An 8685-nucleotide genomic window follows, 5' to 3' on the forward strand; every position below is an offset into this window, starting at 1 on the left:
CCTATTGAACCGAGGCTCTGCTTGCTTGCGCAAGTTGTGGCTTAGGTGCAAACAACGAATTAGGCAATGCAAAAGAGGTCAACATGTACTTTGAAAAAATACCGCTATTGCGACCAGACTTTAATGAGAACTGGACTGTTAAACTTTGCTCTGATTTATCAACTAATTCCCAGGTAGCAAGAAACTCTGTACCCTTAATCCATTTCACATTTGCTTCGTTAAGTACTTTTAATAAAGCCCATGGACCATCTTGCTCAATAGTGACTCTTCGTCCGGCGTTATCTAAACCATACAAAATAGCTTTTTCTGCTGCGCCTCTTCCTGGCCATGAGAAATTACGCCACTCTTCCGGTTCATTTCTATAGCGATAACCTTGCTCAGAGAAACCTAAATACGTTTCGCGAATGCCTTTTTGTGGTACAGGCATCATTTGGAAGTTAAAACCAGCCGCGTCTGAGCCGTTCAAGAATAAAGAGCGTGTTACTTTATTTGCTTTTGTTAAACCGTCTAATAGCTCTTGATTAAAACCAATCCCCACACCGTTCCATTGCTTTTCTTCCCATACACCTCGGCGTACTTTCATGAATGGTTTAAGTTGGCTATTAATAAAGTTCCAAAGCACCCCAGTTTCACTATTTAAGAACTCAGAAACATCGGCAATAGCAGCATCAGGGCCAGTCAAATTGAATGGGTACTTGCCAGCAATGCTGTTGCTATACATGGTATAAACCTGGTTTTCCCACTCTTCATTTAACTGGCTACGTGCTTTTGCCATGATACTTGCAATACCTGACTGCAATGGGGCTTTAAATAGCACGTCAAGCGTGTCTTTTGTTTCTGGGTCTAGCGCTCGAGTTTGGCTTTCTATAATGATCCAAGACGATTGCAATGCATTATCTTGGCTATTTCCAGACAATAAGTCTTGTACAAACACCATTGCTTGCGCATCATCTTCATTGCTAGCAGCCATCGCTTTTATATCTGAGTGAATGCTGCTCAAAGAACTAATGTACTGACTCATATAATCAGACATCTGCTTATCTTCATCATGCTGCGAGAAGCGACGCAAGTCAGCAAAACGCGTTTCAAGTTCAGGGGCTCTAACAGTACTAACTTGAGAAAAATCAGGGCGCTCTGCAACTTGCTTTGCTAGCTTTCCTTTGGCCACTTTTTTAGCCGCAGTATCTGTTGCACCAGAAAGAATGGTCGCTATTTTGTCGTTGTTTGCACTAACCGCAGATGGTTTATCTGCAACAACGATGTTGTCATTCACCAACGTCATCAGATCAATGAGTGGTCCATCAGTAGACGAAAGGCGAGCAAAATTAATACTGGCATCATTTAAATCTCTAAAAGTAGGCACTTTTATACTGTTCAAAAACGCGAACCATGTATTGCCATAGTCTTTAAAGTAATAACTACGCATTGCTTTTGCCAGTGCATCAGCTTGCGCTTCATCAACCGCATTTTGACCGCTTTCATTACTTGTGCCCATTACCCAATCACCAGAGAATACCAGTCGAGAAATACGTTTAATTTCTGGATAAACATACTCTTGCCAACCGGCATTGGTATAGACATAAGGAATGCTAAAGTTGCTTTTCAGTACATCGCGATTTTTCGCAGCCATAAACTGTTTAAGCTGAATGGCTTTTTTACGCTCAGCAAAGCTACTAATAATTTGTTGATATAGAGGTTCGGCTTCTGGTTGTGTGTTCAGGCTATTTCTTGCATTCAGTACAGCCGTTTCATTATTTTGCCAAAATAAAATTTCACCTGGGTTCTCTAGATCTGTGCTTATGTTCGCTAAATATAAATCAACTAAATCGTTTAATTGTGAGGTGATCGGTGAATCAGCTTGAGCATCAATCTCAATGTTAAAGTGCTGGCTAATAAAACTAAGTAACTGCTGCTTGGCAAACTCATCGTCTTTGTGTTCAGGGTGAGCACTTAACATTAGATGTAATTTCAAAGCATCGTAATATGCCTGACGACTTGCTGCGCGAGCATCGGCATCATCTGCTGACCAAATAGCTTCAAACTCTTTGAGCTGCGCAAGTGTTTGCTTTTCTGCAGGAAGAGTGATCAACTGATTTAATTGATTAAACAAAACCTGCGAAACGCTAGTTAGGGTTTCGTCACCCTCATAAATGCCAAAAATGAAATACCATGGCAACTGCTCTTCATAATTATTAAGCGATTGATAGTGTTCAAATAAATCAAGCGTGGCTGCAAGTTTTTGCTCGTCTTTTGCTTTATTTACATTCGCTTCTACAATCGCTTTGACACGGGCTTCACCTTGATTAAACAATAGCTGATTACTGGTATAAGAAGTAATGAGTAATGCTGTCACGGCGGCAATACTTGCCAAACCTGAAGTCACTGTTAAACCCTTTAACCAGCGGCCAACCAAGCGCTTTTTGCGGTTACCACGAGTTAGGTCTTGCAACTTGAAGATCACATCATTAAAAACACGGTTGATAAAGTAGCTTTGCGTAATGCTTTCTTGTTTTTGCTCAACAACGACAGCACCAAATTGATCCCTTACTCCATTCGTAATACGTTCAATCGGTGTGCCCTCTTGCGTGCCTGAGGTAAAATATACACCAGCAAACCATGGAACCTCTTGATACGGGTTGGCTTTAAATAACAAGTTTACAAACTCAGTCAACTTTGTTGATGCTGACTTAAATTGATTCGGGAAATCTAAAATTAGCTGCTTACGGTGTTCATTTCGTTCGCGAGCAACCTTGCTCAAACGTTGCTCACAAAGGCGTTGGTATAACTCCTCCATGCGCACTTCAAACATTTCAGCCGGATCATTTTGTTGATCTTCGCTAATATCTAGCAAATAAGCACCAAACACTTGCTCACGTTCTTTTTCTGTTAAGTCATTAAAAAATGGCTCAAAGCCGCTGATCAAGTCTGTTTTGGTAAAGGTTATATAAACTGGGAAGATCACCCCAAGTTGAGTAATAAGTTCTTCAATACGCTCACGAACTAGTTTTACGTGTTGACGAATTTCTTCACTGTCTGATGTTAAAACATCTGCAACACTAATCGCGACCATCACACCATTAATAGGCAGTTTAGGACGATATTTTTTGAGCAAGCTTAAAAAAGATAACCACTCTTTGTTTTCAGATTGTTCTGTTGTGTAACGCCCTGCGGTGTCGATCAGAATTGCTTGGTCTGAAAACCACCAATCACAGTTACGCGTGCCACCAAAACCTTGGATGTGTAATTCATTTGAGTTTGAATATGGAAAATGCAAACCAGAGTTCGCAAATAATGTACTTTTACCGGTTGCTGAAGGACCAATAATCATATACCAAGGTAGTGCATACAAAGCTGTATTACCACGGTATCCTGCGCCAAGATGGGAAGCTTTTAACGAGCTTAGTGCTTCTTGCATTTTTTCTTTTATTTCATCAAGTTCAGCACTTGAACCCGCATTATGGCTCGCAAGTTCAGAGGCTAGCTTATCACCTGATCGCTTTGTCCATAACCAACGGATAAAAATAAAGATGATAAAAACAGCTGTTACCGCAGCCATCGCGATAAGCTTTTTATCTGTCGTGTCTAAACCAACGATTCGGCCAGCAAACCAAATAATACTGAGCACTGCAATTAAGCCAATTAACTGCCCTGTTGCTCTTGATGACACTAAGCCCAGTAAAAAGTGCACTAGGCCGCTTTTGTTCACTCTTCCTTGCATTACTTTTCCTATCGAGTCTCGTTGGTTTTACTTAATTGCGTAAGTACTTCTACTTGATTATCTATACGTTGGCTGCTCTGAGTTGCTTGCTTGTTAATAACAAAATGAAAACCAGCAAAAAGCGAAACAATCGATGCCAAGCAAATTGATAAAATCACCCAATAAGGAATGTTTCTGCCTACTTTCATTGCGAACCCTTCAAGTGGCGCGCCATTATCTGATAGCTGCCCTCGAGGTGTGCCGCGTACATCTTCTATTTGCGCACGTACATCAACAATTAAGGCTTTAAGTTGCTCAATTCCTTTCACTTTGTAGATACCCTCAAAGCCAAGTTGCAAACAAATGTAATACACTTCTAATGCTGCAAACTTTGGCTCACCACCGGTACGAAGTTTTGCTAATCGCTCAAAAAACTCTTCACCCGCGCGATTATTACCAAAAAACTCTAGCTGTAAGGGTCTCGACATCCAATCCATTCGAAAATGCGCGCCAGAGCTCATTACAAATTCATCACACATTGCAGTCAGGGCAAACTTAACTTCCTGCATAACACTGGTTGTTACTTGCTGGGTATAACAGTTACGTTCAAACTCATCAAAACTCGTAAGTAACTGCTCCCGAAAATCGTTTAGTTCAAGATCTGTCGATTGCTTTAACTTTAAAGGCGCAAGCGCGTTTATCACTGGCGCAATACAGGCGATTAAATCAAGTTCGTTTTTTGCTTCTTGCATTGTCTTGCGTCCTAATTTCTTGCCACTGTAACGATTTCGACTTGCGCCGCTTGTAAGCCAAATGGAATAAATAAACTAAGCGATTGCTCTTCAATAATTTGCTGCCAAATAAAACCATGAGCCTCTAAACGGAAGTATTCATAGCCACTTTTGATAGCTAGTTTATTAGGTGGTCGCTGACAATGTGTTAACTGCACGCCCGCAAGAGCCGATGCAATCATAATTTCGAGCTTTTCTGTGGCGCCAACTTTGACCTGATCACTAAACGTATCAATCCACTTGGTATCTTCAGATTCAAAGTAAACGGCCAAGTAGAAGTCGTTATTATCAAAAATGGCTGAATCAATGGTGGCAACCTGATAAATGGCGTTCGATACTTTCTCAAGTTTAAGACCTGCCATTTTCTTAGGAACAACACCCTCAAGTAATTTACTCAATAAAATATCTAAGGTGCCGAAGACATGAGTCAATTGCTTATGCTGATAAGGCGGGATTTGACTTACTAAATCACTGTGCTCGAACATCGACACAGAGCTAATTAAGTCAACAAGCTCGCAATATAATCGCTCTGGATGAACAAGTTGCAAACTTTTTAAATGGTCTAAGCGTTTTGCTGATGGTGCCATTGCATTTAACAGCAAAAAGCTATTCATTTCGTTAGGCCCAAAATCAGTAACTGAACCAAAGTTCTTTCTGCGACCAAGCAACACGTTCACTTTTGCATTTACCAAGTTCGCCGTTCTATTGAGCAACTCGGTTAAATAAAACGAGGCCTGTATCGTTAATAATGGCGGCACAAACTCTTTGCTGACTTTAAACGAGCCGTCTTCAGCGCGCATAATTTTAATACAAGCAAGCGTATCAAAATACGTTTTTACATCGTTATCTGTCAGCAAAATATAATTAGGTTGTGCAATTAACACTTCACGGTTTCTTGCTGCATCGTGGTGATCACTAAACTCAATGTAATCTGCTTGATAGGCACTGAGTTGACCGCTAGTTGCATAGCCTTCAATGTCGCTCACAACTTTATTTGCTGCAATCGCTAGATACACAGTGACTTCATCTGTATCGGCAGCTAACTCAAGCTTTAGTTCTTCGTGATGTTGACGATCAAACTCAAGTAAACGTCCATTTTCAAGAATCGCTTTAAAGCTGATCACTTTTAAAATACCGCGAGCGAGAGCGGATTCATCAATAGTAAGGTGGTGCAAACCAAAGGCCAATGGCGAAATCAAGCCTTGTCTAACAATCTGATTTTGCTCATGGTAGTCATCAAACAACTGAAAATGCTGCTGTGCTAGCAACACGCCTTCAGCCCATACAGGTTTCATTGGCCCTTTAACGTTCATTACTCAGCCTCGTCTTCATCTGGTAATTGAACTTCGTTATTTGTAATCAATACATCTAACGATGTAGATAATTTAACTGGCCCGTCACCGAGAGGATAAAACGTTTTCCATTTATCACCTTGGCGATCTCTAAAAAGGGCTACAATGGCAACAAAACGCGCATTTTCTGCTTGTTCAAATTCTATTTTTGTTTTCTCAGCGGGGTTAATTGTTTTTTCTTCTACGGTGATCAACGTATTTGATAAAACTGACTTATCTGATTTCCACAAATCTTCAAACGTCGCCGTTTTAAAACTCTGTATGTCCGAAAGTTGATACACTCTTAGTACCACAGGCAGAGCTTCATCAAATTGGTTCAAATTAAGATTATCTGTCGCAGTGATATCTAGCTCTACATTTGTGCTCATACATGCTGTTAAAGACATAAACAAAGTAATTAGCACTGCTTTTTTAATTGCAAAACGCATTCAAAACCCCATTGATTTATTAGATTAATTAATTTTTACAAAGAACTTCTTCGTAAACAGGACAGATTACTCGATTAAATCGCACTGATGCGCAATCGGACCATTTATGACTATTGAATATTTTCGTAAAAATACCTGAACGTCTATTTTCTTGGTTATCAACAGCAAGAGACTTAATAACCACATCATCTACAGAAGAGATTATTTTTGTATTTAGAACAATCAACTCATCAATATAAGCGCTTATATCTTCTTTAATTAAAATGATTTTACCTTCATTTTTAGGTGGACTATTCAGGAAAAAGAAAAACTGATCGATCACCGACGCTGAAAACACTCGATGTGCTGGAATACCGGTCTGATCAAGTAAGGAAGAGATACTTTTAGTAAGAGACCAAGCCAAAAAATAAAAGCTATCGACTTGATTTATAAATAATTTTTTATCCATAAAATCATCCTTGATTAACCAAAAAAAGTACAAAGTCATGTCATACTTTTGGTACATTAGTCCTTAAAACGGGGGCATAATACAAACATCCTTTCAAAAAAGTCAACTCAATACAGCTCAAAAATAAAACTAATTTCAATTTAATATAAAAACTAATAACAATGTATTAATTTAGAACAAGCTGCATTATGAACAAAATTATGACGTAATTATTACGATTACAATTATTCTATTGAACATTGATTAATAAGTGTGTATTTTCCCCTTTCTTGCTACAAGACTTAGTTAAAAAAGGACAAGGATGTGTCTAATTCTCGACTATTAATTGATGTAAATAACATAACCCTAAATGTCACTCAGGTAGATGGAATTGAGAAATTAAATCAAGGGTTTGAGTTTATTCTCACTGGTGAATCCAGCCAGCAAATTCTTTTAGAGCATCTGCTTTTACAAAGCGCATTAATTACATTCGTTAATAAAGATAATTTTTTTCGCCACCTAGCAGGGATCATTTTTGAGTGTGACAATTTAGGTACATTCAAAGGTAAATATCGATATAAAATAGTTATTAAAGATAGATTGAGCACATTAAAAAACATTACGAACAGTAAGGTTTTTATTGGCGTTAATTTAAAAGATGTTATTTTTTATTTAGCAGGCCAAGCTGGCTATTCACCAGGGCAAATTGATTTTCGTGTCGGATCATCACTGCCAGCGCTTCCACAGTGTGTGCAAGCAATGGAAACCAACTGGCATTTTCTACAACGCTTACTAACCCAATTTGGCTTGTTTATTTGGTTTGAAACAAAAAATAACGTTGAACTGTTAGTGATCAGTGATAGTAACTTAAACAGCCCATATTTGCAGCGCGGTATAGTATCAGTCAAAAACTCAGCTGGTATGAATAACGATGACAATACCGCTTATGTTGGCTTTTTTAACAGCCAAGTACATCACTCTATTTACAATGATCGCACTGACTGCGTGGCCCATGGACAATATTTAAAGGTCGCAAGTAACAGTCAATCTTACTTTGAACCATGCGCATCAACACCCAGTGCCGCCTCATTACAAGCGCAAGATTTCAGTAACGCGTTAGCCTCTCTTAATAAAACAACGCAGCTAGTGGGTAATGTATGTGATTTATTTGCGGGTAGCTCAGTTGCAATTGACGACCAAACCGGCACCGGCAGTAGTGCTGATTTACTGTGTGTTAGCGTGTATCACAGCAGTGAACAACCTAATGACGAAAATAGTCACCAAGGTTTAACACGCTACAGTTGTAAAGCCCAATTTATCGAACGTGGTACGCCTTTTAAAGCCAAACCTTTGCCACATCAACCCAAACCTATGGTATTTCCGGCTAAGGTAGAGTCTTTAACGACTTCTAGTTTCATTGATGATTTAGGTTGCTACCGTGTGCGAACTGATTTTGACACAACTGCAAGGCCAATTGCGCAATCAAGCCAAGCAATTCAGCAACTTGCTTTATACGCATGTCAAAACCAACCTCAGGCCACTGGCTGGCACTTCCCCCTTGTTGGTGGTTCTGAGGTACTTATTGGCTGTATAAATAACGACCCTAACAACACGTTTTTAATGGGTTTTGCGATGAATGAATCGCAGCCAAGCGTTGTCACCGCTGCAAATAATACGCAAAACAGGCTGGTCAGTGCGGCGCAAAACGAGCTGCAGTTTGATGATGACAAGCAAGCACCTAAAATCATTTTACAAACCTTAGCCAGTGAGCACTATCTTGAGCTCAATGCCAAAAAATCAGGCCGCCAATTTATAGAATGGATAAGCCAGCTCGGCACCATTAACTTACATGCAGGTAAAGACCTCTGCCTAACAACTGAGAACGACAACATTCAGTTTGTGATTAAAAATAATCAGTTTATTGATGTTAAAAACAATGTTTCGCTCAGCACTCAAAACCGCGATATCAACATGCAAAGTGCAGGTAGCC

6 protein-coding genes are annotated in these 8685 nt (G+C 39.5%); 1 reads left to right on the plus strand and 5 read right to left on the minus strand.

Annotated elements, in window-relative coordinates; translation table 11 throughout:
• Window position 1: 1 nt before the first annotated feature.
• The 5 genes from tssM to JIG37_RS06305 are packed head-to-tail and all read right to left on the minus strand — an operon-like array spanning window position 2 to window position 6716.
• Window positions 2-3718, minus strand: coding sequence for a type VI secretion system membrane subunit TssM (gene tssM, locus JIG37_RS06285; RefSeq protein ID WP_199528965.1), 3717 nt, complete (start codon window positions 3716-3718; stop codon window positions 2-4).
• Between the two features lie 8 nt (window positions 3719-3726).
• The gene (gene icmH, locus JIG37_RS06290; protein WP_054554075.1) at window positions 3727-4449 is read right to left on the minus strand and encodes a type IVB secretion system protein IcmH/DotU; all 723 of its coding nucleotides are present in this window, start codon (window positions 4447-4449) and stop codon (window positions 3727-3729) included.
• An 11-nt stretch (window positions 4450-4460) separates the two neighbouring features.
• On the minus strand, window positions 4461-5801 hold the full coding sequence (gene tssK / locus JIG37_RS06295) for a type VI secretion system baseplate subunit TssK (protein ID WP_054554076.1): 1341 nt from the start codon (window positions 5799-5801) through the stop codon (window positions 4461-4463).
• Window positions 5801-6268, minus strand: a complete 468-nt coding sequence (gene tssJ / locus JIG37_RS06300; protein WP_082389302.1) for a type VI secretion system lipoprotein TssJ — start codon at window positions 6266-6268, stop codon at window positions 5801-5803. The genes tssK and tssJ overlap by 1 nt, the downstream gene beginning before the upstream one ends.
• Window positions 6269-6296: 28 nt before the next feature.
• Window positions 6297-6716, minus strand: coding sequence for a hypothetical protein (locus JIG37_RS06305; protein ID WP_138599200.1), 420 nt, complete (start codon window positions 6714-6716; stop codon window positions 6297-6299).
• Window positions 6717-7019: 303 nt separating this feature from the next.
• Here JIG37_RS06305 and JIG37_RS06310 point away from each other — a divergent pair.
• Window positions 7020-8685 (plus strand): contractile injection system protein, VgrG/Pvc8 family (locus JIG37_RS06310; protein WP_348535071.1); only part of this gene is annotated, 1666 nt, incomplete at its 3' end.

Origin of the sequence: Pseudoalteromonas sp. bablab_jr010 (genome assembly GCF_016464105.1) — a bacterium.
In the GTDB taxonomy this organism is placed as follows: domain Bacteria; phylum Pseudomonadota; class Gammaproteobacteria; order Enterobacterales; family Alteromonadaceae; genus Pseudoalteromonas; species Pseudoalteromonas simplex.